The organism is Sporomusa sp. KB1 (assembly GCF_007830295.1).
Taxonomy (GTDB): Bacteria; Bacillota; Negativicutes; order Sporomusales; family Sporomusaceae; genus Sporomusa.
The window spans coordinates 4,105,349-4,130,920 of sequence record NZ_VLKC01000002.1; the positions used below are offsets into that span (position 1 = coordinate 4,105,349).

Below are 25,572 nucleotides of genomic sequence, written 5' to 3' on the forward strand. Positions count from 1 at the left end.
ATGAGTGATCAAGCTGAAAAATTGCGTCAAATGACACTACATTCTTCAATTCCGACAAGTCCGATTATTAAGCAAAGTGCTAAAAGCCGGGTAATCACAGTTACCAGTGGTAAAGGCGGTGTAGGAAAAACTAATTTTACCGTGAACCTCGCGCTTGCTTTAGCCGCACTTAACAAAAAGGTATTGGTAATTGATGCTGACTTAGGGATGGCTAATGTTGAAGTGGTATTGGGGTGTTCAGCCACTTATACTATTCTTAATTTATTGGAAGACGGTTTGAAGATTGCTGATATTGCCACAGAAGGTCCGCGCGGCATTAAGTTTATGGCCGGCGGTTCTGGAATTTATCATCTGGCAAATTTAAGCGATGCCCATTTAAACCATATAATAGGCCAAATATCTTTATTTGATAATTGGGCTGACTTTATTTTAATTGATACAGGAGCTGGAATCAGTCGCAATGTTTTAAATTTTGTTGTGGCCGCTGATGAAGTTATTATTATTACGACACCAGAGCCCACAGCAATTACTGATGCCTATGCTATGGTGAAGGCCTATGCTGGGCAAAAGGGGACGGCACCACTTAAGCTGGTGATTAACCGTATTGTAGACCGTGATGAAGGCCAAATGGTTGTTGATAAATTGATGCGAGTCTCTCAGCGATTTCTCAATGTAGCCATTGATCATCTTGGATATGTTTATGAAGACCGTAATATGGTAAAGGCTGTTAAAAGCCAAATACCACTTTTGATATCGTTTCCAGAAGCGATATCATCCCGTTGTATTGAAGATATTGCACAACAAATACTTCATGGTAAAAATGTACAGCAAAGGCCCCGTGGAATGAAAGGATTTTTTTATAAGTTTTTAGAATATATGTAGTAGTCCTCAAATGGGGGGGGTGTCGTTATTAGTATTGAGTCAAAAGATATTTTTAAAATTAATCAACGTATTAAAGTAATTGTTCCTGATCGAAGTGGTCTTGCAGAGCAATATCGCAGCCGGATTGAAGATATAACTGCTGAGAATATGGTGATAGCTATGCCAATGAGTAAGGGCGTTCCGGTCATGCTGCAACAAGGTGATATATTCTTCGGACGGACAGTGATTAACCACATGGCTTTTGAATTTACCAGCTCTCTGCTCAGCAGACAGATTAATCCGTTGCCTGTATGGACGATTGTCTTGCCTTATAATATAAAAAAAATTCAGCAAAGGGCTTTTGTCAGGATTGATTTGAATATACTTGTTCAAATTAGAGCGATTGATGCTGATGAAATGCTTGATGATACAATAATCAACGCTTCAACAAAAGATATTAGTGGTGGTGGTGTGCAAATTGTTACCGGTCACAAATGGCCTGTTGGAACTAAATTGATGGTTACAATTCATTATCCACAGATTGGTGCTCTTACTTTAGAAAGTGAAGTGGTTAGGGTGTTTCAGCCACAGCATGAGCTTGCGGTATTCTGGGTGGGGATACGATTTCTTGAAATTGCCGAAAAAGACCGTAGTAATATTATTAAGTTTATTTTTAAAAAGCAGCTTGAACAGCGCCGCAAAGAGTTGGAGTAACTAAAAGGTATTGGTGGTGATTTTATGATAAAAGTGCTGGTTGTTGATGATTCTGTGTTCATGCGTAAGCTTTTAGGTGATTTATTTTCTAATGAAGCTGATTTTACTGTTATTGAGACTGCACGCAATGGTAAAGATGCAATTGATAAAGCAAAACGCCTGAAGCCTGACTTAATTACTCTTGATGTTGAGATGCCGATTGTGGATGGTCTTAAGGCCTTAGAAATAATTATGTCAGAATGCCCTACACCGGTAGTTATGATAAGTAGCTTGACGAAGGCAGGCGCTATTGCTACTTTGCGGGCACTTGAATTAGGTGCTGTTGATTTTGTTGCTAAAACGGCAGGGCCTATCTCTAATATAGCGGATGTACGAGATGAAATACTTGCTAAATGCCGGGCTGCTGTTAGAGCTAATGTCTCGCAGCTTACAAATACGCAAACTACCAACCGTATGCCGACAACGAAACAAGTGTATTCATCACCTGGTGTACTAACCGAAGAACGAATTATTGCTATTGGTACTTCGACCGGTGGACCACGGGCTTTGCAAGAGGTTATAACTAAAATTCCCGGCAATATTCCCTGTGGAATTGTTATAGTCCAGCATATGCCGCCAGGATTTACTAAATCATTAGCAGAACGGCTGAACTCATTATCTGCTGTAACAGTGAAGGAAGCTGAACATAATGATGTTGTGTGCCCAGGACTTGTGTTGATTGCACCAGGAGATTATCATATGCTGCTTGAAAAAGAAGGTGGTAAGGTAGTTGTTAAGCTTAGCCAAAACCCTCCCATTGGTGGACATAGACCAGCAGTAGATCCTTTACTAGAATCAGTAGCCCGTATTTTTGGCAGTAAGGCAATAGGGGTTATTTTAACCGGTATGGGCCATGATGGTACAAAAGGTATTCAAGCGATTAAACGTCAAAATGGCCAGACAATTGCGGAAGATCAATCAACGGCAGTTGTATTTGGAATGCCTAAATCAGCTATTGAAGCAGGTGTAGTTGATAGGGTAGCGCCCATTACTGGTATAACCGCTGAAATACTTAGAGCTTTAGCTAAACAATAAACATAAATCGTGATACGGGGGTGTAGATGAATGGATATTAATCAGTATATGGGAATGTTTTTAGAAGAATCTCGTGAGCACCTTCAAGCCTTAAATAGTTGTTTGCTTGATCTTGAAAATGATCCTGGCAATCTAAATGTACTTGATGAAATATTTAGAAGTGCTCATACCATTAAAGGTATGTCTGCTACCATGGGGTTTACTACTATTGCGGAGCTTACACATGAGATGGAAAATGTTCTTGATTTGCTTCGTAAAGGGACACTGCAGGCAAATGATGATATTACTGATATTTTATTTAAATGTGTTGATACCTTGGAGCAGCTAGTCGAGAACGTATCCTCGAATTCTGATACGCCTATTGAGATTAAACCGCTCATTTCCAAACTCACTGCAATTGCTAAAGGTGAGCCGTGTTCAGTATCTGAGCAACACTCTGTGCAGGTTGCAGTGACGCCAGAAACGGAATCTATTTCAGTTCAAGCTGTCAATCTTGATGAAACGGAGCTCAATGTTGTTAAAGCTGCAAGAAAGCAAGGCATTGAGTGTTATGAAGTTCATATTAATTTGCGGGCAGGATGTCTCCTTAAATCTGCCAGGGCATATATGGTAATGAGCGCATTAGAAGAACTTGGTGAGGTTATTAAGAGTGTTCCAACTGTTGAAGAATTGGAAAAAGAAAACTTTGACAATTCTTTCCAAGTTAGTGTTTTGACAAGTATTAATGCGGAGAATATTGAAACAGCTGTTCTCAATATTTCAGAGGTTGAAAAAGTAGATGTTATTCCAGTGATAATTCCGGAAAATACCGAAAAATCAGCCCCAATCCCAGAGGCTCAAGCAGATAACCCAACTGTCAGCAAACGGGATAAAAAGGTCTCTGGTGACAAACCGGAAAAACCGGCCGCTAATGAACAACATAATGATAAAAAGCTTAAAAGTGGTCAATCAGTAAGAGTTGATATTGATAAATTGGATAGTTTGCTTAACCTTGTTGGGGAATTAGTTATTAACAAGACCCGGCTGGAGCAAATTGGATTAACACACAAACTTACTGATCTTGTCGAAACAATTGAACAAATGGATAGGGTAACGACAGATTTACAGTCAGTAGTCATGAAAGTTCGGATGGTTCCTGTTGGCCAGGTGTTTAATCGTTTTCCACGAATGGTTAGAGATTTGTCACGCGAATTAAATAAAGAAATTAACCTCATTATTCAGGGGGAGGAAACAGAACTTGACCGTACTGTAATTGATGAAATTGGCGATCCTTTAGTTCATCTTTTGAGAAACTCTATTGATCATGGTGTTGAACATCCGGCTGAACGGCAAGCCAAAGGCAAGAATCCTGTTGGCGAAGTTCGCTTGATTGCCCGTCATGAAGGTAATAATGTTATTATTATGGTTGAAGATGATGGGAAAGGCATTAATGCCGATGTTATAAAACAAAAGGCTGTGGAGCGGGGGATGATTACGCAAGCTGAAGCTGATAAGCTTGAAGCAGCTGAAGCTGTTCGGCTTGTGTTTTTGCCCGGTTTTTCGACTGCTGAAACAGTAACCGATGTTTCAGGACGTGGCGTAGGTATGGATGCTGTTAAGACTAAAATTGAATCATTAGGCGGCATGGTAGATGTTGAGACCAAAATTAATATGGGTAGTAAGTTCAAGATTCGACTGCCACTAACATTGGCTATTATTCAGGCATTATTAGTGAAAGTATGTGAAGAAATTTATGCTATTCCGCTTGGCTCCATTGATAGCACCATTAATATTACACCCCAGGATATAAAAACGATTCAAAATCAAGAGGTTATCTTACTTAGGGGCCAAATCATTCCCATAGTTCGTTTGGCAAATGTGCTTAATGTTGCTAATACTTGCCAGCATAGTCAGGAAGAATTATTTGTAGTAATCGTTCATATTGGGGAAGAGCGTGCCGGGATCATTGTAGATACGCTTATTGGGCAGCAAGAAATAGTAATTAAATCTATGGGAAAATTATTAGCTGGAATTAAGGTTATTGCCGGTGCTACTATTCTAGGTAATGGCCAAGTAGCACTTATCTTAGATGTTGGGGCGCTAAAACAGTAAAAAGGGGAGGGAAGAAGAGTGGCTGAACTAACATATTCTGGTAATGATATTCAGTTAGTAGTATTTAAATTAGGGCGCGAGGAGTATGGTGTCAGTATTCTGCAAGTTCAAGAGATCAAGCGAATAACGGAGATTACCCGGGTTCCTCATTCACCTGATTATATTAAAGGGGTAATGAATTTACGCGGTAGTATTTTGCCTGTTATTGATTTGAAGAAAAGACTTAATTTACCTCCCGAAGAGTATACGGAAGATACGCGAATTATTATTATAAAAGTTGAAGATATAGTTGTTGGCATGATTGTCGATGCTGTGTCTGAAGTAACAACAATTGATCAAAATAGTATTGAACCACCGCAAGCGGTAGTGGGTGGTATTGCTGGAGATTATTTAAGTGGTGTAGGTAAATTAGATAATCGACTTTTAATATTGCTTAATACGGATGCAATTATTGGTGTGGGTCAAGAAGTTAAAGCTAGTTAATAGTTAGGTGTAGATATCAAAGGGGTGGCAAAACTTGTCTGAGGATATATTAAAACTATCATCATTGCAGTTAGATGCGTTGAGGGAAATAGGTAATGTTGGCGCTGGCAATGCGGCAACTGCGCTATCTCAAATCATTAATAACAAAATTGATATGACAGTACCAGAAGTGGCTATTCTCCCTCTTGGCGAAGTACCAGAGGTGGTAGGAGGCCCAGATGCTATGGTTGCGGGGGTTTACCTCAGAGTTTTTGGCTTGGCACCTGGGAGTATCTTATTTTTGCTTCCTCGTGACAGTGCTTTTTACTTGGTTGATATGCTGATGGGGCGCAGCCAAGGTGAAACTCAACTCCTTAATTCTATGGATGAATCAGCGCTGATGGAGATTGGCAATATTTTGGCGGGTGCCTATTTGAATGCACTTTCTCACTTTACTAAACTGACATTATTACCATCTATTCCGGCTTTGGCCGTTGATATGGCTGGTGCTATATTAAGCGTTATCTTGAGTCAGCTAGGTCAAATGGGCGATCATGCATTGGTAATCGAAACTGAATTTACTACTGATAATGATGGCGTTAAGGGTCACTTTTTCCTTATTCCTGATCCCGGTTCTCTGAGTACAATTTTGGCGGCAATCGGGGTGACAGAATAATGGCTGAACTAATAAAAGTCGGCATGGCTGATTACAAGGTTGGGCGTAATCCAGCTAGCTTAATTAGTTATGGACTAGGATCCTGTGTTGGTATCGCGCTTTTTGATTTGGTTGCTAAGGTAGGTGGATTAGCCCATATAATGTTACCTGACAGTACGCAAGCCCGCTCAGCAGAGAATATAGCAAAATTTGCGGATACGGCTTTACCGGCTATGCTTAATGATATAATAAAATTAGGTGCAAGCAAGTCACGTATTACGGCGAAGATTGCTGGCGGAGCACAAATGTTTACATTTACTAATGCTACTGATATTATGCGGGTAGGTGAGCGTAATGCAGAAGCTGTGCGTTTAGTGTTAAAGAAGCTGGAGATACGATTAATAGCTGAAGATACCGGTGGTAATTATGGACGTACAGTGGAGTTGAAATTGGACACTGGTATTTTTCGCGTCAAAACCATTGATAAAGGTGAAAAAGAATTATAATTGGAGGAAGGACTATGACACTAAAGTTGCGGATTAGCTTATATGTGGCACTTATTGCCAGTGGCTTAACATTATTGGTAGGTGCGCATAATAATATTACACTAACTGCTATGTTATACCGAACATTAGTATCGTTAGTTCTTTTTGCAATTATTGGATATGTTTGTGGTCAATTTGCTGAGCGCTATTTTCAAGAAACCCTGGATGAATTAGAACCTAAGGGCGTGGATGTTACTATTGCAGGTAGCGATGACCAACAGGGGGATGAGGTACCGATTGCAGAATTTGAACCTCTTAACCCTAATAATTTTGAGAATATAACACTAACGCAAAAGTAACGATGGAGGGGTAAGCGCCAATGGCAGATAATAATGCTGAAGAGAAGGCTGCTAACACTCTCAAACGTTGGCGGGAGTATAGTAATAACAGGAGCCCGGAGATTCGGGAGAAAATTATTGAGAACTACTTGCCTTTAGTTAAACTAGTGGCAGGCCGTGTTGCAGTTAGTCTTCCTCAGCATGTAGATAAAGATGATTTAATTAGTAATGGATTTTTTGGTCTTATGGAATCAATTGAACGCTTTGATGCTGATAGAGGAGTTAAGTTCGAGACCTATGCAGTTGTAAGGATCAGGGGAGCTATTCTTGACTCCCTTAGAGCTCAAGATTGGGTTCCGGCTACCATTAGACAAAAAGCACGACAATATGAACAAACAGTCGCCAAGTTAGAACATGCGCTGGGACGCTCAGTAAAAGATGAAGAAATTGCGATGGCAATGAAAATCCCACTCAGTGAACTGTATAAGCTTATTAATCATCTAAATGCCAGCACACTTATTCCACTTGAAGAATTTGCCAGAACAGAGACAGCTTCGCAGCATACGCCGAACCCTGCACAACATATTGAAGAGCAAGAAGTAAAAGATATGTTAGCCAAAAGTATTGATAAGTTGCCAGAAAAAGAGCGTTTGGTGGTTAGTCTTTACTATTACGAAGGACTGACATTAAAAGAGATCAGTTTGATATTAAAACTGTCGGAAGCTCGTATATCTCAACTTCATACTAAAGCTATTTTCCGGTTACGAGGTGCTCTGTCAAGGCTAAAATCAAGCTTTATTTAATAATCAAACCTAGTCGTTAGTGCTAGTGATGGGAGATTGGGTATGAGTGATGATACACGCTTATTAGAACAGGCAGATGATTATGTAAGTTCACTTGATGGATATTTTACTATTACAACAGATGAAGATGGTATTTATCTAGCTGTATATTCTCCGCAAGGTGAGGGACAGCCTGTAAAAGTATCTCAAATTACTGAGCTTTTGAGAGAACGCGGCATTGATAAAGTAGAGAATGCTTTGCTTGTTCGTGTAGTAAAAGAGGCATTAGGTACTCCCATTAAAGTGGCAGAGAAACTAGTTGAAACAGAACCGGTTATTCAGGTTTTGGTCTCTCGTGATAGAATGGAGGCCACTTTACAGGTAGATATGCCGAAAGGCTGTCGACCGGTTACTATTGATGAGATTATGGATAAGGTTAAACAGACTGGTATAGTTTATGGAATTGACAGCGCGGCAATTGAAGCAGCACGCACCAGACCGGGAAGCATGGTCGTCTGTGCAAAGGGATTACCACCTGTTAATGGAGTTAATGCCGGTATCACATATTTTGTTGATTTAGAAAACAAAGGGCGACCTGTAGAATTAGATGATGGCAGGGTCGATTTTAAAAGCCTTAATATGTTTACCGTTGTTCAGAAAGATGAGTTGTTAGCTGAAAAAGTGCCTGCAACACAAGGGACGGCGGGAATTGATGTCTTGGGAAATGAAGTTGCAGCTAAACCTGGTAAAGATTTACTATTGCCGACAGGTAAAAATGTTTATGCTGTTGAGGGATTGAAAGTGTATGCTGCTCAAGCAGGCCAAATTGTTATTACTAATAAGAAAATAACGGTTATTCCCCTTATTGAAGTGAAAGGCGATGTTGATTTATCAACAGGCAACATTGAATTTGTCGGTAGCGTAATAGTTAAAGGCTCAGTACAAACTGGTTTTACAGTAAAGGCTGAAGGCAATGTAGAGATTGCCGGTAATGTCAGTGGTGGCATTGTTGAGGGCAAGAATGTTGCTGTTCGTATGGGTATTCAGGGAATGAACAAAGGATATATCAAAGCAAGTGAGAATGTTGTTGCAAAGTATATTGAAAATGCAACTGTATTAGCAGGAAAAGACGTCATTGTCAGTGATGTTGTTTTACATAGTAAAGTGAGTGCCGGCAAAAGAGTAATTGTTGACGAACGGCGTGGCCTTATTGTTGGTGGACAAATATCCGCAGGTGAAGAAATTAAGGCTAAGACTATTGGTACTTATTCTGCTACTAATACTGATATTGAGGTCGGGGTAAATCCGGCGTTACGTGAAGAATACCAAACGTTACGCAAAGAAATTAAAAAGCTTGAATTTGATTTAGAGCAAGCGCAAAAAGCTTTACATATATTACGAGCGATGAACCAGAGTACGATGGCGCCAGACAAACATGAAATGTTGCTTAAATTGACGAAAGCTCAGTTTCATTTAATTGGTCAGACTGAGACCATGCGTAATAGACTGTCAGAAATAGAAATCGCTCTGGAAGAAATGCGCTATGGTCATATTAAAGTAGCAGATACAGTTCACCCTGGGGTCAAGCTAGTTATCGGAACATTAGTGAAACCAGTACGGGATGCTACTAAGTTTGCGAATTTTTATGCTGAAGACGGCGAAATAAAAACAGGCTCTTATAAATAGTGATTAACTACCAATCAGCTTTTACTTTATGGTTGGATGGTGATGTAATGAGTATCAGGGCAATTGATATGCAGGTGATTATTCCAAAAGCGACAGAAGTCGGGGCACAACAAAATAATCTTGCCCACCAAGGTACACTTCAGCAACAGCAATTTGCTGAACAGATGGAAAAGGCGGCCCAGGTACGTCAGCAGCAGGTTCAGAGTGTAGAAAAGGGACAAGGTGGCAAGGTTGAACGCGATAATAAAAAAGAAAATAGTAATAGTAAACGTGGTGCTAGTGACTTTAACCAAAATCACAATGCAGTTCCCCAAGAATCGTTAGAATCAGAAAATTCAGAGCAAGGAATAATGCCTCCAGATCCGGTACTAGGACATATTATCGATATTAAAACGTAGTATTACAGAGGTGATATTCTTGCAGGCTAGCGTTAGTATTGTTTTACTTGCAATCGTTCTTTTTCTTTTTTTATTACTATATAAAAAAGATATGATTGTTAAAATGTTTATGTTAAAGATGTCTGCTCCAGCTAATGAATTTACAGAGCAACTAGAACAAACAGCTGATTCTATTATTAGACGCCTTGAAGAGGAAGCTGCTCAACTTGAGCTATTACTTGAAGAAGCGGAGACGAAAATTGGCCTGCTGAGCCAGCAGGTTGAGTATGCCAATAAGATTATTGAGCAGTTATCAGCGCTCGAGGAAAAACGGAATATAGCTAAGCAACAGGATCCGGGACTAGGTGTTGCTGTGATTGGTAATGCATCAGTGCCAGCGGTTGCAGATGATGTTTTGCCTGAGCCAGTTCAGCCTATTGCTGAACCGGCAATTGAGGCTGAAGAGAATAAACATACTATCAAAGAAGTAATAAATGTTGAAAAATATCGTCACATTATTGCTATGGCAGACCAGAATTACACTGTGACAGAAATTGCTAAAGCTACAGGTATGGGCAAGGGCGAAATTATGCTGCTCCTGCAATTGAATAAAAAGTAAGGCAGTTGGTATAATAAAAAGCGAAAAGCAAGAAATTATGAGAGAATTTGACTTGTTATCAGCGGAAAGTTATGCTATACTACTTTTCGGTGTATCACACACGCAATCCAATTTTGCTACTGTGCCAAAACTGGTGAAGGCAAAAGATGCGGGTTGCGGCGGTAATTTAACAGGAGGTGTATTTATGTCAGTTATATCTATGAAACAGCTTTTGGAGGCTGGTGTACATTTTGGTCACCAGACCAGAAGATGGAACCCCAAAATGGCTCCGTACATATTTACGGAGCGTAATGGTATTTACATTATTGACCTACAAAAAACAGTAAAAAAGGTGGAAGAAGCGTATAATTTTGTACGTGACTTAGCCGCTCAAGGACAAACCATGCTGTTTGTAGGTACTAAAAAGCAGGCGCAGGAAGCTGTAAAAGAAGAAGCTATCAGATGTGAAATGTTCTATGTCAATGAAAGATGGCTGGGTGGTATGTTGACAAACTTCCAAACAATTCAAAAACGCATTAACAGATTGCGTGAGCTTGAAGATATGGAAGTCAAAGGTATGTTTGAAGTATTGCCTAAAAAAGAGGTCCTTACTTTACGCCACGAAATGGAACGATTACAAAAATTTCTTGGTGGTATTAAAAATATGCACAAGCTGCCAGGCGCCCTTTTCATTATTGACCCGCGCAAAGAACGCATTGCTGTGGCAGAAGCTCGTAACTTAGGTATTCCTATTGTTGGGATTGTTGATACCAACTGCGATCCTGATGAAATCGATTATGTTATTCCTGGTAATGATGATGCTATTCGCGCTGTTAAGCTGCTTACCGCAAAGGTTGCTGACGCTGTACTGGAAGGTCGCCAAGGCGAACAGATGGCAGAGTAAACTATTATGTGCACATTAAAGGTAAGGGGCTTTCGGCCCTCTTACCTTTACTAATAGTTAGGAGGATTTTAAATGATAACTGCAGGAATGGTTAAAGAACTACGGGAACGTACTGGTGCCGGCATGATGGATTGTAAAAAGGCTTTAACTGAGACTAACGGTGATATGGAAAAGGCTGTTGACTCATTGCGGGAAAAAGGTTTGGCTGCAGCAGCAAAAAAAGCTAGCCGTATAGCTTCTGAAGGACTTGTTGAATCTTACATACATGGGGCAGGACGTATTGGTGTTCTTGTTGAGGTAAACTGCGAAACTGATTTTGTTGCTAAAACTGATGATTTTAAATCACTAGTGCGAGATATAGCCATGCAGATTGCTGCCGCTAACCCTGGTTATGTTACTCGTGAAGAAGTGCCTGAAGAAATACTGAATCACGAAAGAGAAATCCTGCGGGCGCAGGCTCTTAACGAAGGGAAGCCCGCTAATATTGTTGAAAAAATGATTGAGGGTCGTTTGAAAAAATTCTATCAGGAAAATTGTTTATTGGAGCAAGCTTTTATCAAAGATCCTGATAAAACAATAACTCAATTAATTACTGAACGAGTATCAAAAATTGGTGAAAATATTTCAGTCCGACGTTTCACCAGATATCAATTAGGTGAAGGTATTGAGAAAAAGTCTAATGATTTTGCAGCTGAAGTAATGGCGGCTGTTAATAAATAAAGAGAACACATAGTGTTCTCTTTTTTCAAAAAAATATTTTGTGAAATAAAGGATTTATTCGCAAAATGTAGAAATATATATCTTAAAGGAGGTTTCCCTTTTGGTCGCTGGTAAATATAAACGCGTTGTCTTAAAATTAAGTGGTGAAGCCTTAGCTGGCAATAAGGGCTTTGGTATAGATCCTGTTGTTGTTGATTCTATTGCCAAAGAAATAAAAGAGGTTAAAGCAAATAATTTGGATGTAGCCATTGTTGTTGGTGGCGGGAATATCTGGCGTGGCCTTGCCGGCAGCGCGAAAGGCATGGATCGTGCCACTGCTGATTATATGGGAATGCTGGCAACTGTTATGAATTCACTTGCACTCCAAGATGCGCTTGAACATTGTGGTGTTGATTCAAGAGTGCAGACTGCTATTACTATGCAACAAGTTGCTGAGCCATATATCCGTCGCCGGGCTATACGACATATGGAAAAAGGACGCGTAGTTATTTTTGCCGCAGGTACGGGGAATCCTTATTTCTCGACAGATACGACAGCTGCACTAAGGGCTGCCGAAATTGAAGCAGATGCAATTTTGATGGCAAAAAAGAACACTGATGGTGTATATGATTCTGATCCACGCCACAATCCTGATGCTAAGAAGTTTAAAGAACTTGAATATATTGAAGTTTTACAGCGCGGGTTAGGAGTCATGGATTCTACAGCTACTTCGCTGTGTATGGATAATAAAATTCCAATTGTAGTATTTAGTATTGACGAGCCAGGCAATATTTTGCAAGCGGCGCTAGGCAAAGATATCGGAACTATCGTTGGAGGAGAAAAAAATGGCAACTAAGGAAATTCATTCTGCCCATGAGGACAAAATGAAGAAGGCTTTGGAAGTCCTACGGAAAGAGTATGGCAGTCTGCGTGCAGGCAGGGCAACTCCTTCGCTTCTAGAAAAGGTTATGGTTGATTATTATGGTTCACCAACGCCAGTTAATCAGGTAGCTAATGTTTCAGTTCCTGAACCGCGGATGATTGTCATTCAACCATGGGAAAAGACAATGCTTAACGCCATTGATAAGGCTATTCAGAAGTCGGATTTAGGGCTGATGCCTACTAATGATGGTGCTATCATTCGATTGACTATTCCGCAACTTACGCAAGAACGCCGTTCAGAAATTGTTAAAGTTATACATAAAAAAGCGGAAGAATGCAGAGTCGTTATTCGTAATCTCAGGCGTGATGCCAATGAGGCAATAAAGAAGGTTGAAAAAGACAAGACGGTTTCTGAAGATGAGGCCAAAAAAGCGCAAGACGATATTCAAAAATTAACAGATAAATATATTAAAGAAGTAGATCAGGTTATGGCTGCAAAAGAAAAAGACATAATGGAAGTGTAATATGGTGGATACAGTTGCGCAGCCGTTGTCGAAAGTTATCGGCAGATTGGAACAAGCGAATTGCAAATATAACATTACTGTTACTAAGCCTTCACGCGAACTATTTCAGCTTGAAGATAAGCTTTATGTTATCAAGCAGCAATTAGATGCTGATGGTATTTATAATTTAATAGCTGCTGCTAAAATGGGAAAGGAGGTGTTTTAATAAATGGCTTACAAAATTACAGATGAGTGTGTTGCTTGTGGTTCTTGTGCTGCAACCTGCCCGGTTGAAGCTATTAAAGAAGGGGAACCAACTTACAGCATTGATGCTGAAGAGTGTGTTGAGTGTGGTTCTTGTGCTGAAGCTTGCCCTACCGGGGCAATAGTAGCTCCAGAGTAATTTAAATCCCCCTCGCAAGAGGGGGTTTAAATTTATATTTATTGGCTAACTTTTCTGGATTTTGGAGATAATTTTGGTAATAACTATGCTGCAGTTTGGCGGAGGGGCTTAGTGTGTGGAAAAAGTGGTTTAGTGATAAAGCTGCTAATAAACAAAATGATTATAATTCGATTGATCTGACTAGACTTCCATGCCATGTGGCCATCATTATGGATGGAAACGGCAGATGGGCTCAAAAGAAAGGTCTTCCCCGTGCATTTGGTCATCGGGCTGGCGCGGAAACGCTACGAGAAATTGTAATGACAGCTTCGGAGATCGGCATAAGAGTTCTTACTGCTTACGCTTTTTCTACGGAAAATTGGCGGCGACCAGCTGATGAAGTTAGCTTGCTTATGGGTTTACTTGCTGAGTATCTTGATAATGAAATTAATGAATTGGACAAAAACAATGTGCAAATCAGGTTTATCGGTAAGATCGAGGAACTGGCACTAACTTTACGAAAAAAAATCGAAAAAGCTCAGGCGCAGACTGCTCATAATACCGGTTTAATTCTAAACCTAGCTGTAAACTATGGTGGACGAGCTGAGTTGACGCGTGCTGTTAAAATAATTACTGAAAAAGTATTAAAGCAAGAATTGGCATTAGAAGATATCAATGAGGCAATTATTGAAGAAAATTTATATACAGCGAATATTCCAGCACCAGATTTATTGATTAGGCCAAGTGGGGATTTTCGTATTAGTAACTTTTTATTGTGGCAAGTTGCGTATGCTGAGTTCTGGTTTACAGAGACTAATTGGCCGGACTTTAAATCAGAGGATTTTTTGCAGGCGATACGCGATTACCAGCAGCGGGAACGAAGATTTGGTGGGATTAAAAATACAAAGTAAACGGTAGGTGCCTATATTGCTTGGTATGCGTATTTTGACAGCAGTTATTGGAATTCCAATAGCCATAGTTATTATTAATTATGGTAGTTGGTTGTTTGCGGCAACGGTAGTAGCGCTCGCATTGGTTGCCTGGCATGAGTTTTTTACCATGATGCAGGCCAAAAATATTCAAATTCAGTACTATATTGGTTTTATTGGCATTATTTTAGCATCAGGTTGTGCTTGGCTTGGCAACATGCAGGAATTAGTTATGGTAATGCTGCTAGTCGTATTAGTAACTATGGCGCAAACAGTACTTAAGTATAAGACCTTCGGGGTTACTGAGGCCGCTTTTACTATATTGGGTACAATGTATATCAGTTTGCCGTTTGCTCATTTGTTACTGCTTAGGTTTACAGATCAATATGATTATATGTATACGGCGTTTGGCAATCTATCAGCAGGTGCCGTCTATCTTTGGTTAGCTTTTATTGGGACTTGGTCCAGCGATACGCTGGCATATTTTGTCGGGTCATTAGTCGGCCGGCACAAGTTGTGTCCGGCTATTAGTCCTGGAAAAACCATTGAGGGAGCTAGTGGCGGCTTACTTGGTAGTATCGCAGGTGTAGTTACTGTAGGACACTTGTGCGGATTGCCGCTAGCGCATATGGTTTTTTTAGGTTTGTTAATTGGTATTGCCGCTCCTTTTGGCGATCTTGCTGAATCCGTATTAAAAAGGTTTACCGGAATAAAAGATTCTGGTAATATTTTACCTGGGCATGGTGGGATACTTGACCGTTTTGATGCCATTATGTTTTCTGTACCAGTAGTTTATTATTATATTAAGGCATTTATTATTATCTAGAAACTTAGAATGGAGAACTCCTTGATGAAGCATATTGCTATTTTAGGAAGTACTGGCTCAATTGGTACCCAGGCTTTGACTGTGATTGCAGCTAATGCCGATAGGTATACTATAACTGCCTTAGCTGCATATCAAAATGAGAAATTATTAGCCGAGCAGATTGAGTATTTTAAACCGAAGATTGCTGTACTATTTGATAAATTGGCAGCTGATCGCCTGGTTAATACCTATCACGGTAAAACGAAAATTTTGGCTGGTGAGGAAGGGCTGCTGGAAGCGGCTACTTTTTATCAGACAGATACTGTTTTGACATCATTAGTTGGATTTGCAGGATTGAAGCCAACGGTTGCTGCGATAAAGGCCAAGAAGAATATAGCGCTTGCTAATAAGGAAACCTTAGTAGCTGCCGGGGAATTAGTCATGTCATTAGCAAAGGAATATAATGTTAGCATTTCCCCGGTTGACAGCGAGCATAGTGCTGTTTTTCAATGCTTGAATGGAGAAAATAAACAGCAGATAAAGCGGATTATTTTAACGGCATCTGGCGGACCATTTCGCGGGCGTACGATAGAAGAAATGCGCAATGTGACGATTGAAGATTGTCTAAAACATCCCAATTGGTCTATGGGACGAAAAATCACCATCGATTCTGCTACATTAGCCAATAAAGGCTTAGAGGTCATTGAAGCCAAATGGCTATTCGGTGTTGATTATGACAATATTGATGTTTGTGTTCATCCTCAGAGCATAATTCATTCAATGATTGAATTTATTGATGGCAGTATTATGGCGCAACTAGGAATGCCGGACATGCGACTGCCGATCCAATATGCGTTATCTTATCCTGAACGCTTGCCATCTGAGTTCCCTCGTCTGGACTTGGCAACATTATCGGCACTGACTTTCGCGGAACCTGATACGGTAAATTTTCCGGCATTAAAGCTGGCTTATAGTGCAGGGAAAGCAGGTGGGACGATGCCCTGTATTTTCAATGCAGCTAACGAAGTAGCGGTTAACGCTTTTTTAAATGGTGAAATAGGTTTTCTTGATATCATTCAGGTAATACGATATACTATGGAAAAACATACCTTGATTACAACTCCTGATTTGGAACAGATTGATGCTGCTGATGCATGGGCACGCCGCTTTGCACTCCTGGCAGTAAATGATTTAAAAAAATGAACCAATACTTGAAAGGTTGGTGAAAATTTGTCTACAGTCATTGCGACTATTTTTGTTTTCGGTTTACTTATCTTATTTCACGAGCTAGGTCACTTTATTACAGCGAAAAGTGTGGGTATGCGGGTGGATGAATTTGCCATCGGCTTTGGTCCTAAGTTGATAAGTAAAAAAATTGGTGAGACCATCTACTCTATTCGTATCATACCACTTGGCGGTTTTAATAAAATTGCAGGTATGGATCCAGAGGAGCAGCAGGATGAGCGTTCATTTAGTGCTAAGCCTATCTGGGCGAGGATGTTAGTAATTGTAGCTGGTTCAGTCATGAATTTTGTTTTACCTGTGCTCTTGCTTTTTATTGTATTTGTGAGCGCAGGTATTGACAGTCCCTCCAACCAACCAATAATAGGTAAAATTTTTCCGGATAAGCCAGCTGCTGTTGCTGGGTTGCTGCCTGGTGATAGAATAACAGCAGTAAATGGAACAGCAGTAGATTCCTGGCGGGATTTTGTTAGTGTTATCCAGGCAAATGCAGGAACCAAGCTCACGATAACCTTTTCCCGCGCTTTGGAAACTAACAGAACAGCTGTGCTTACACCTGAATATGATGAAAAAGGCAAGCGCGGAGTTATTGGTGTTATTCCCCAGATTGATAACTACCAGCCTGGAATAATTGAATCTGCTGGTCTGGCTGCAAAACAAACAGTTACTGTAGCGCAAGCTATGCTGATTGGTATTGGTGAAATGATTACCGGTAAAACAGCAGCCGATGTTGCTGGCCCCATTGGTGTAGCCCAAATGGCAGGAGAAGTTGCCCAAATGGGAATTATTCCATTACTGCAATTTGCCGCTTTTTTAAGCATTAATTTAGGGTTAATTAATCTTTTACCAGTGCCGGTATTAGATGGTGGGCATGTTGTCACACTGGCTGTTGAAGGCATTAGGGGTAAACCGCTTAGTGATAGTCAAATGCAGTTTATTCAGATGATTGGCTTAGCGTTGTTACTGCTGCTATTTGTTGTGGCAACTTTCAAAGATATAGTGCGATTAAATTTGTTTTAAGCTGGTGATGAAATATGCAGCGTAAGAAAACACAGCCGCTACAAGTTGGCAAAATGGTGGTAGGTGGCAGTGCCCCTATATCGGTACAATCGATGACAAATACCCGTACAGACCATGTTGCTGATACTGTAGCGCAAATTAAGCGGCTTATCGATGCCGGCTGTGATATAGTCCGGGTTGCTGTACCTGATATGTCTGCCGCTCAGGCTATAGAGCAGATAAAAGCCGCCGTAGATGATGTTCCCCTTATTGCAGATATTCACTTTGATTATCGTTTGGCGGTTGCGGCCATGGAGCGCGGCATCGATGGTCTGCGTTTAAATCCAGGGAACATTGGCGAGGTCGATCATGTGGCCGTAATCGTTAAAGAGGCCAAAAAACGGCGAATTCCGATTCGCATTGGGGTTAATGCCGGATCACTAAGTAAAGCAATACTTGCGAAATATGGCGGGCATCCGACAGCGGAGGCTATGGTCGAAAGCGCGCTAAGTCATATTGCAATTTTGGAAAATCATAATTTTCATGATATTAAAATATCGTTAAAGGCGCATGATGTACCGCTTACTATCAGAGCCTATGAGCTCATGTCAGAAACTGTAGATTATCCATTGCATTTAGGAATTACTGAGGCGGGGACAATACGCTCAGGGGTAATTAAGTCAGCCGTAGGCATTGGTGCGCTTTTAGCTCAGGGAATTGGTGACACAATCAGAGTATCATTAACTGGTGACCCTGTCGAAGAGGTGTATGTTGCTAATGAGATTCTTAAATCGTTAGGACTACGCAAGTATGGTCCTACGCTTATATCTTGTCCGACCTGTGGGCGTTGCCAAATCAATTTGGTTGAAGTTGCTGAAAAGGTAGACAGTAAGTTAAAAACCATGAAAACCCCCATTACGGTAGCCGTAATGGGTTGTGTTGTGAACGGACCTGGAGAGGCCAGAGATGCCGATGTTGGTATTGCTGGTGGTAAAGGGGAAGGTCTGTTATTCAGTAAAGGCGAGATTATTCGTAAAGTGCCGGAAGGCGAACTAGTAAGTACATTATTTGCTGAAATCGATAAACTTAGTAAGGAGGCCAATACTTAATGCGCTTTTCCCAATTATTTGCACCCACATTACGAGAAACTCCGGCTGAAGCCGAAGTAGTAAGCCATCAATTAATGCTCAGAGCAGGACTTATTCGTAAAGCTACAGGTGGAGTTTATTCCTATTTGCCGTTAGCTTTGCGGGTACTGAAAAAAATTGAAAAAATAGTACGTGAAGAAATGGATGCTAAAGGTGGACAAGAATTGGCAATGCCCATTCTTCAGCCAGCCGAAATGTGGCAGGAAACTGGCCGGTGGAGCGTTTATGGTGAAGAAATGTTTCGCTTGCAAGACCGTCACGAGCGCAAGTTTTGTCTGGGACCCACACATGAAGAAATGATTACTACCCTTGTTCGCGGGGATGTTCGCTCTTATCGTCAGCTGCCACTTATGCTTTATCAGATTCAAAATAAGTATCGTGATGAGATTAGGCCGCGGTTTGGACTTATGCGGGGTCGTGAATTTATTATGAAAGACTTATACTCCTTTGATCGCGATGAGGCAGGTCTTGACGAAAGCTATAACAAAATGTATGATGCTTATTTACGCGTATTTACCCGTTGTGGTCTGACCTTCCGCGCCGTGGAAGCCGACTCTGGTGCTATTGGCGGCAGTGGTTCACACGAATTTATGGTAATTGCTGAATCAGGAGAAGCTGGCATTGTCTATTGTGAAAAATGTGATTATGCAGCCAACGATGAGAAAGCCGAATTGCATCCGATTTGTCTTCCGCGTGAAGAACAGCTGCCGCTAGAAGAAAAAACAACTCCGGGAATGAAGACTATTGCTGCACTCTGTCAGTTTTTAAGCATCACACCAGAAAAGACGATCAAAACATTAGCTTACCGGACAGATACTGGTACGCTTGTACTGGCGCTTGTTCGCGGCGATCATGAAGTAAATGAGATTAAATTATTAAACAAAGTCGGCTGTATACAACTGGATATGGCTAATGAAGAAGCTATTACCCATGCATTAGGTAGTCAAGCTGGTTATATTGGCCCTGTTGGGCTTACCGATAAAGAAAATATTACCATTGTTGCCGATGCTACTGTTATGAATATGAGTAATGCGGTATGCGGTGCTAATAAACCGGATACTCACTATATTAACGTCAATCCTGGCCGTGATTTTAAACCGTCCATTGTTACAGACCTTCGACTGATAAAAGAAAATGATCCTTGTCCTCACTGTGGTGCTCCTGTTAAAACTGCCCGGGGAATAGAAGTTGGCCAGGTATTTAAATTATTTACCAAATATAGTACGGCATTACAGGCTACTTTTATTGATGTTGATAGTAAAGAAAAACCGATGGTTATGGGTTGCTATGGCATTGGCGTCAGCCGTACAATGGCAGCGGCTATTGAACAAAATTATGATCAAAATGGTATTATCTGGCCTGCACCTATTGCTCCTTACCATGCTGTAGTTATTCCTGTCAGCAGTAAAGATGAAAAGCAGATGGCCTTAGCAGAGAAAATATACACTGAGTTAAATGCGAGTGGGATAGAGGCTATTTTGGATGATCGCAATGAGCGACCCGGTGTTAAATTTAAAGATGCAGACCTTATTGGTTATCCTATTAAGATCACAATTGGTCCGAAGGCAATTAATGAAAATTTAATTGAGATCAAAGTGCGGCGTACAGGGGAAGTGCTTTATTTTAGTCAAGCAGAATATCTTAGTAATGTCAAAGAACTTTTAACTAGGTTGTAGCACTATAATCCATTTATACTAAAAGGCGTGATAATGATGATCACGCCTTTTTAACTATATGGGAAAGCATGCGAGGTGAGAAGGTGGCTCCAATCAGTGAAATAGATATTACGTTACGGCTGGTAATCTCTTGTATTCTTGGCGGTTTAATCGGCTTTGAACGCGAGAGTTTGGATCGCCCGGCTGGCTTGCGTACTCATATATTGGTATGTATAGGGTCGACATTAATGACGCTTGTGTCTATTTATGGATTCTCCGGCTTTGAACCTGTTACCAAGGATCCTGCACGGATTGCGGCACAAGTAGTAAGTGGGATTGGCTTTTTAGGTGCCGGTACTATTCTACGGGAAGGCTTGACTGTTACAGGGCTTACAACGGCAGCTAGTTTGTGGGTTGTTGCCGGAATTGGCTTGGCTATTGGCTGTGGGTTATATTTTGCCGGTATCGCAGGTACTGCCCTGGTATTTTTAACATTGGTACTATTTGGGCAAGTGGAGCGCCGTCACTGGAGTAATAAATGTCGTGATAAAATAAAAATTATTGTGCGCGATCAGCCAGGACAGATTGGTCAAGTGGGTATATTTTTTGGAAAACATAATATTGGTATTAAGAATATAACCATGCATCATATCCACGAGCAAAAAGTGATAAACCTTGAGTTTGTTTTAATAATCCCGGCAAATGCTGATATGATACAGATATTTGCCGAACTAGCCGAAATTGACGGAGTGCTATCCATTGATAAACCGTGGTAAAATAGTGATGACCTGTTATTGATGGGAGAGGTTGAATGTCTAGTTATTGTGTTATACCAGAAAACTGCCAAAGTTTTTTCCAATTTGTCGAACAGTTACCAGTTGATGCGGTTAACCGGGAATTAGTGAAGACAGCGCAAGTTAATAAAGTTGAGGTAAACCCGGTTGCTAAGACATGGATCATATTTATAACCGTAGCTAAACCTGTTTCTGAACAGACTATTGGTATTATAGCAGAGCATCTATGTCAACAATGTGGTTTAACTACTGTTCGTTTTACTCAGCAGACAAAAGATTTGAAGCAATATCTGGTGGAGAACTGGCCACAATTTGTTGAACAAATTACGGCAGGCCATTACGGTATTCAACATTTGCTTTTGCAGGCGAGTTGGTCGTATGATGGGGAAACGCTTAGCATTGAAACTGTTGGGGGATTGTCAACAGCAATTTTGGCTGAACGTGGCATAGAGCAGGTAATAAAAGCCTTCATTATCCGGAATTTTGGTCACAGCTGTGAAGTGAAATTACTTTATTCAGAGATGGAAGAAGTAGTAAACTGTGATGAGGCATTATTAACTCCCGCGTACAAGGAAGCTGTTACCTTCCAGGATAAACCAAAAGACAGTGATAGCCATAGCCCAATACTATTTGGCCGCAATATTCGCGGAGCGGCGGCCGCTGTTCAGCCGATAAATGCCATCCAAGAGGAAGCACGCAATGTAGTTCTTACTGGTCAGATTCTTAACCATGAAGTAAAAGAATTGAAATCAGGCCGGTTTTTGTTGACGTTTGACCTGGTTGATCCTACCGACGGTATTAGTGGCAAAGCTTTTTTTGATAATAAAGAGCAGTTTGATAAAGCAACCGGACTTATTAAAAACGGTATGCAGGCGACAGTTAAAGGGACAGTTCAATATGACAAATTTGCTAATGAATTAATTCTATTTACTGACAGTATGTGTCGCGCAGAAAAAGTCGAAGAGCGTCAGGATAATGCGCCTATACGCCGGATTGAACTACATGCCCATACTCGTATGAGTGCTATGGATGCTGTGGTTTCTGCAAAAAATTTAGTCAAAACGGCTGCTAAATGGGGGCATTCTGCCATTGCCATTACTGATCATGGCGTAGTGCAAGCTTTCCCGGAAGCCTATGAGGAAGCTGCCAGTGCTGGTATTAAAGTGATTTATGGCATGGAAGGCTATCTGTTTGATGACGATATCAATCAGGCTCGTCATATTATCATTTTGGCACAAAACAATATTGGCCTGCGCAATTTATACCGGTTGGTATCAATATCCCATCTTAGGTATCTACATCGTACGCCGCGCATACCACGGATGATATTAGACGATTACCGGGAAGGCTTATTGTTGGGGTCAGCTTGTGAAGCGGGTGAGTTAATTCATGCGATGATTAATGGTGCCAGCCAGGAAGAATTACTTACTATTGCTAACTATTATGACTATCTTGAGATTCAGCCTACAGGCAATAATGAGTTTTTAGTACGCAAAGGCAAGATCGCCGATGAAGAAGGATTGCGCGCTATCAACAAAAAAGTTTGCGAGCTTGGCGCGCAATTGGGAAAACCAGTTGCCGCTACCTGTGACGTTCATTTTTTAAACCCTGAAGATGAAGTATATCGTCGAATTCTTATGGCAGGCCGGGGTTATGATGATGCGGATAAGCAGCCGCCACTCTTTTTTCGGACAACTGACGAAATGTTGGCTGAGTTTAGCTACCTGGGAGCAGAGAAAGCCCATGAAGTAGTAATAGAGGTTCCTAAACGTATTAATGACAGTATTGAAAGTATTAAGCCTATCCCGGAAGAATTGTATTCGCCGCAAATCCCTGGAGCAGAAGAAGATATTAAATTTATGTCCTATCAAAATGCCGAACAACTCTATGGTACACCATTACCGGAGATTGTAGCTAAACGGCTTGAGAATGAACTTGATTCGATAATTAATCATGGTTTTGCTGTACTATATCTTATCGCCCATAAACTGGTAAAGAAATCGATGGATGATGGTTATCTGGTAGGTTCCAGGGGATCAGTAGGCTCTTCTTTTGTTGCTACTATGACCGGGATAACGGAAGTTAACCCGTTACCGCCGCATTGGCGCTGTCCCAGTTGTAAATACAGTGAATTTATTACTGATGGCAGTTATGGTGGCGGCTTCGATTTGCCGGAGAAAGTTTGTCCTCATTGCCAGACTGATATGGAGAAAAATGGCCATGACATTCCCTTTGCTGTATTTATGGGATTCCATGGTGATAAAGTGCCTGATATTGATCTAAACTTTTCCGGTGATTATCAGCCGGTTGCCCACAAATATACCGAAGAATTATTTGGTCGTGATAATGTATTTAGGGCCGGGACGATTGCCACTATCGCCGACAAGACAGCCTATGGTTATGTAAAAAATTATCTGAATGACAAAGGCTCTACCGCTCGTAATGCTTATATAAACAAGCTTGTAGGAGGTTGTACCGGCGTAAAACGAACTACGGGACAACATCCAGGCGGTATTATGGTTATTCCCAGGGATATGGATGTGCATCACTTTACACCAATCCAATATCCGGCAGACGATAAGAACTCAGCAACAATTACTACTCACTTTGATTACCACTCCATCAGCAGCCGCCTGGTCAAACTTGACATTTTAGGGCATGATGATCCGACAGTGATTAAAATGCTGGAAGATTTGACACATATTGATCCCAAGACAATTCCTTTTGATGATGCTGCGACAATGAGTCTATTTTCTTCGACAACCGCGCTGCAGCTTACGCCGGAAGCACTTAACAGTACGGTTGCTACCTTTGGTATACCAGAATTTGGGACTAAATTTGTAAGGCAAATGCTTGAGGATACGAAACCAAAGACCTTTAGTGAACTGATACGAATAAGCGGATTTTCTCATGGGACAGATGTCTGGCTTAATAACGCCCAGGACCTTATTCGCAGTGGAACTGCCAAACTTTCTGAGGCCATTTCTACACGTGATGACATTATGGTTTATCTCCTGCAGAAAGGCGTTGAGCCTCTGCTGGCATTTAAAACCATGGAAAGTGTGCGTAAAGGTAAGGGGATAAAGCCTGATGATGTCGAAAAGATCAGGGCTAAAAATGTACCGGAGTGGTTTATTGAATCCTGTCAGAAAATAAAATACATGTTTCCCAAAGCCCATGCCGTAGCTTATGTAATGATGGCTTTCCGGATAGCATACTGCAAAGTACATCATCCGTTGGCGTTTTATGCCGCCTATTGCACCGTTAGAGCTACCGATTTTGATGCAGACTTAATTGTCAAAGGTGCTAAAGTACTTAAAGATGAGCTGGTGATGTTAGAGGAAAAAGGAAATGCGCTTTCAACTAAAGAGAAGAGTATCCAGACAATTTTAGAAATAGCCCACGAGATGTACTTGCGAGGGTATATCTTTCACCGGGTGGATCTATATAAATCTGACGCTGAAAAATTTCTGATTGTTGATAATGGGCTTTTACCTCCAATTGGCTCTTTGCAAGGGGTAGGAGTATCTGCTGCTCATAACATCGTGGCAGCTCGCGAAGACAGAGATTTTTCGTCAATTGAGGATTTGCGCTCGCGCAGCAGAGTTTCTAAAACTGTAATTGATGTTCTAAAAAATCATGGCTGTTTGGCAGGACTAGATGATTCGGATCAAATCCAGTTGTTTGCCTGAAGTGAACTCGGTTCAGTATGACTGAAACATTGGGGATTCAGGTGGAGAATCTACTCCACCTGAATTAACGCCGCCTATAGAGGCGGGGTCGTGATTCGTATCCAAGATAAAATTCAGATGAAAAGCCGGTTGTAAAATTACCATTTTAGTGGTATAATAACTGAGTGTATAAAAGGTATTTGACTTTTTAAGAGTGGGTATTGAGCACCCACTCTTTCATCGTATTTTAGCACTAGTCGCTCTTACCATAATTAGGTATGAGAGGTAGGATATTAGGAAACAATAAAAAGTAAGAACTGTTACGGCTTATTAAGCCCTAATTGGAGGTGTTAATTATTGTGTTGCGAGAAAAAATAGAAGCAGTAGTGGAAACCATTGTTTCAGATATTATTGTTGATAGTAAACTCGAATTGGTTGATGTTGAATATGTTAAGGAGCGGGACTGGTATCTTAGAGTCTTTCTTGATAAAGAATCAGGTATTGAGATTGATGATTGCCAGTGGGTGAGCGAACAACTTGAAGCTAAGCTTGACGAAAGTGATTTAATAAAAGATCATTATTATCTTGAAGTTTCCTCTCCTGGTCTTGATCGTCCACTTAAAAAAGACCGGGATTTTATCCGTCATGCAGGTGATAAGATAGAAGTGAAAACCTATGAGCCTATTAACGGAGAAAAACTACTAGTGGGGACGCTAATTGGTTTGCTCAATGGTAATGTTCAGCTTGATATGGATGGTCAAACTGTTACTATCCCAAAAGAAAAGACTGCGCAAATCAGACTTCATATAGAATTTTAGCATTGAAAATTGAATAAG

Annotated in this window: 27 protein-coding genes; all 27 read left to right on the forward strand. The window is 40.9% G+C overall.

Features of this window, described 5'->3' with window-relative positions:
• The 27 genes from SALPA_RS22890 to rimP all read left to right on the forward strand — a co-directional run bounded on the left by SALPA_RS22890 (window position 1) and on the right by rimP (window position 25,554).
• Window positions 1-882 carry a MinD/ParA family protein gene (locus SALPA_RS22890; RefSeq protein ID WP_145099456.1) on the forward strand — a complete coding sequence of 294 codons (882 nt, stop codon included), beginning with the start codon at window positions 1-3 and terminating at the stop codon, window positions 880-882.
• A gap of 57 nt (window positions 883-939) precedes the next feature.
• Entirely contained in the window at window positions 940-1,575 is a 636-nt protein-coding gene (locus SALPA_RS22895; RefSeq protein ID WP_255451445.1) for a flagellar brake protein, read from the forward strand.
• A 24-nt stretch (window positions 1,576-1,599) separates the two neighbouring features.
• Window positions 1,600-2,649: a chemotaxis response regulator protein-glutamate methylesterase gene (locus SALPA_RS22900; protein WP_145099462.1), complete on the forward strand. Its 1,050-nt coding sequence runs from the start codon at window positions 1,600-1,602 to the stop codon at window positions 2,647-2,649.
• 30 nt (window positions 2,650-2,679) lie between these two features.
• A complete protein-coding gene (locus SALPA_RS22905) occupies window positions 2,680-4,740 on the forward strand; it encodes a chemotaxis protein CheA (protein ID WP_145099465.1) in 2,061 nt (686 codons plus the stop codon).
• 18 nt (window positions 4,741-4,758) lie between these two features.
• A complete protein-coding gene (locus SALPA_RS22910; protein WP_145099468.1) occupies window positions 4,759-5,223 on the forward strand; it encodes a chemotaxis protein CheW in 465 nt (154 codons plus the stop codon).
• Window positions 5,224-5,257: 34 nt separating this feature from the next.
• Window positions 5,258-5,878 carry a chemotaxis protein CheC gene (locus tag SALPA_RS22915; protein WP_145099471.1) on the forward strand — a complete coding sequence of 207 codons (621 nt, stop codon included), beginning with the start codon at window positions 5,258-5,260 and terminating at the stop codon, window positions 5,876-5,878.
• Window positions 5,878-6,363 (forward strand): chemotaxis protein CheD, encoded by a 486-nt coding sequence (locus SALPA_RS22920; RefSeq protein WP_021167605.1) that lies wholly within the window; start codon window positions 5,878-5,880, stop codon window positions 6,361-6,363. Before SALPA_RS22915 ends, SALPA_RS22920 begins: the two co-directional genes overlap by 1 nt.
• 14 nt (window positions 6,364-6,377) lie before the next feature.
• Window positions 6,378-6,701, forward strand: a complete 324-nt coding sequence (locus SALPA_RS22925) for a hypothetical protein (protein ID WP_145099474.1) — start codon at window positions 6,378-6,380, stop codon at window positions 6,699-6,701.
• Window positions 6,702-6,721: 20 nt separating this feature from the next.
• Entirely contained in the window at window positions 6,722-7,483 is a 762-nt protein-coding gene (locus SALPA_RS22930; protein ID WP_145099477.1) for a FliA/WhiG family RNA polymerase sigma factor, read from the forward strand.
• A gap of 42 nt (window positions 7,484-7,525) precedes the next feature.
• Entirely contained in the window at window positions 7,526-9,148 is a 1,623-nt protein-coding gene (locus SALPA_RS22935) for a DUF342 domain-containing protein (protein WP_145099480.1), read from the forward strand.
• Window positions 9,148-9,546 (forward strand): hypothetical protein, encoded by a 399-nt coding sequence (locus SALPA_RS22940; protein WP_186451197.1) that lies wholly within the window; start codon window positions 9,148-9,150, stop codon window positions 9,544-9,546. Before SALPA_RS22935 ends, SALPA_RS22940 begins: the two co-directional genes overlap by 1 nt.
• 109 nt (window positions 9,547-9,655) lie before the next feature.
• Window positions 9,656-10,144, forward strand: coding sequence for a hypothetical protein (locus SALPA_RS22945; protein WP_222428099.1), 489 nt, complete (start codon window positions 9,656-9,658; stop codon window positions 10,142-10,144).
• Between the two features lie 184 nt (window positions 10,145-10,328).
• Window positions 10,329-11,027, forward strand: a complete 699-nt coding sequence (gene rpsB / locus SALPA_RS22950) for a 30S ribosomal protein S2 (RefSeq protein WP_145099489.1) — start codon at window positions 10,329-10,331, stop codon at window positions 11,025-11,027.
• A 72-nt stretch (window positions 11,028-11,099) separates the two neighbouring features.
• Window positions 11,100-11,747: a translation elongation factor Ts gene (tsf, locus tag SALPA_RS22955; protein ID WP_145099492.1), complete on the forward strand. Its 648-nt coding sequence runs from the start codon at window positions 11,100-11,102 to the stop codon at window positions 11,745-11,747.
• Window positions 11,748-11,847: 100 nt separating this feature from the next.
• Window positions 11,848-12,582: a UMP kinase gene (gene pyrH / locus SALPA_RS22960; protein WP_145099495.1), complete on the forward strand. Its 735-nt coding sequence runs from the start codon at window positions 11,848-11,850 to the stop codon at window positions 12,580-12,582.
• Complete coding sequence (frr, locus tag SALPA_RS22965) at window positions 12,572-13,132, forward strand: ribosome recycling factor (RefSeq protein ID WP_021167614.1); 561 nt, start codon at window positions 12,572-12,574, stop codon at window positions 13,130-13,132. Before pyrH ends, frr begins: the two co-directional genes overlap by 11 nt.
• A gap of 1 nt (window position 13,133) precedes the next feature.
• Entirely contained in the window at window positions 13,134-13,337 is a 204-nt protein-coding gene (locus SALPA_RS22970; RefSeq protein WP_145099498.1) for a hypothetical protein, read from the forward strand.
• Between the two features lie 3 nt (window positions 13,338-13,340).
• Window positions 13,341-13,514: a DUF362 domain-containing protein gene (locus tag SALPA_RS22975; protein WP_094607576.1), complete on the forward strand. Its 174-nt coding sequence runs from the start codon at window positions 13,341-13,343 to the stop codon at window positions 13,512-13,514.
• 113 nt (window positions 13,515-13,627) lie between these two features.
• A complete protein-coding gene (locus tag SALPA_RS22980) occupies window positions 13,628-14,404 on the forward strand; it encodes an isoprenyl transferase (RefSeq protein WP_145099501.1) in 777 nt (258 codons plus the stop codon).
• 7 nt (window positions 14,405-14,411) lie between these two features.
• Window positions 14,412-15,248, forward strand: a complete 837-nt coding sequence (locus tag SALPA_RS22985; RefSeq protein ID WP_255451311.1) for a phosphatidate cytidylyltransferase — start codon at window positions 14,412-14,414, stop codon at window positions 15,246-15,248.
• A 24-nt stretch (window positions 15,249-15,272) separates the two neighbouring features.
• On the forward strand, window positions 15,273-16,430 hold the full coding sequence (locus SALPA_RS22990; protein WP_145099507.1) for a 1-deoxy-D-xylulose-5-phosphate reductoisomerase: 1,158 nt from the start codon (window positions 15,273-15,275) through the stop codon (window positions 16,428-16,430).
• Between the two features lie 27 nt (window positions 16,431-16,457).
• Complete coding sequence (rseP, locus tag SALPA_RS22995) at window positions 16,458-17,489, forward strand: RIP metalloprotease RseP (protein ID WP_145099511.1); 1,032 nt, start codon at window positions 16,458-16,460, stop codon at window positions 17,487-17,489.
• 14 nt (window positions 17,490-17,503) lie between these two features.
• Window positions 17,504-18,577, forward strand: coding sequence for a flavodoxin-dependent (E)-4-hydroxy-3-methylbut-2-enyl-diphosphate synthase (gene ispG, locus SALPA_RS23000; RefSeq protein ID WP_145099514.1), 1,074 nt, complete (start codon window positions 17,504-17,506; stop codon window positions 18,575-18,577).
• Window positions 18,577-20,292, forward strand: a complete 1,716-nt coding sequence (locus SALPA_RS23005) for a proline--tRNA ligase (protein WP_145099517.1) — start codon at window positions 18,577-18,579, stop codon at window positions 20,290-20,292. Before ispG ends, SALPA_RS23005 begins: the two co-directional genes overlap by 1 nt.
• A gap of 83 nt (window positions 20,293-20,375) precedes the next feature.
• Window positions 20,376-21,047: an MgtC/SapB family protein gene (locus SALPA_RS23010; protein WP_255451312.1), complete on the forward strand. Its 672-nt coding sequence runs from the start codon at window positions 20,376-20,378 to the stop codon at window positions 21,045-21,047.
• Between the two features lie 35 nt (window positions 21,048-21,082).
• Window positions 21,083-24,757, forward strand: a complete 3,675-nt coding sequence (locus SALPA_RS23015; protein ID WP_145099523.1) for a PolC-type DNA polymerase III — start codon at window positions 21,083-21,085, stop codon at window positions 24,755-24,757.
• 338 nt (window positions 24,758-25,095) lie between these two features.
• Entirely contained in the window at window positions 25,096-25,554 is a 459-nt protein-coding gene (gene rimP, locus SALPA_RS23020; protein ID WP_145099526.1) for a ribosome maturation factor RimP, read from the forward strand.
• Window positions 25,555-25,572 lie beyond the last annotated feature (18 nt).